The sequence below is a fragment of the Caballeronia sp. GAWG2-1 genome (assembly GCF_023631405.1).
Classification (GTDB): Bacteria; Pseudomonadota; Gammaproteobacteria; order Burkholderiales; family Burkholderiaceae; genus Caballeronia.
Genome location: NZ_JALQDD010000068.1, coordinates 1 through 348 on the forward strand (window position 1 = coordinate 1; position 348 = coordinate 348).

Genomic DNA, 348 nt, shown 5'->3' on the forward strand with positions numbered 1-348 from the left:
GGAAACCGGATCGCGTTATCCGTCTCAGCCGGGTCTTCCTTACCATAGGGCGCATCCTTTCGCCCGCCCCACGCCTTGTAGCGCGCAAGCCAAACCACCTTGCCAGACTCATCGAGCAACTCCTGCGGCGTGCCCAGATGATCGTTCTGATAGAACACCGTCGCATGCTTCGACTTCGCGGGCACCTGCACAAAACGCCCGTCCGTGCCAGTGGCGAGGAACGCCGGTTCGACCAGTTTCTCATCGAGCCGCGCCAGCGGCACGAACGTCCCCGGCTCATGCAGATAGAGCGAGGCGCGCGTCCACTGGTACTCCGCGTCGAGCGTGTGCATGCGCTGCGCGACCGGT

1 protein-coding gene is annotated in these 348 nt (G+C 63.8%); it reads right to left on the reverse strand.

Annotated elements, in window-relative coordinates; genetic code table 11:
- The coding region (locus NCR98_RS33270; protein WP_250528598.1) for an RHS domain-containing protein at positions 1-332 on the reverse strand (332 nt) is incomplete at its 3' end.
- Positions 333-348 lie beyond the last annotated feature (16 nt).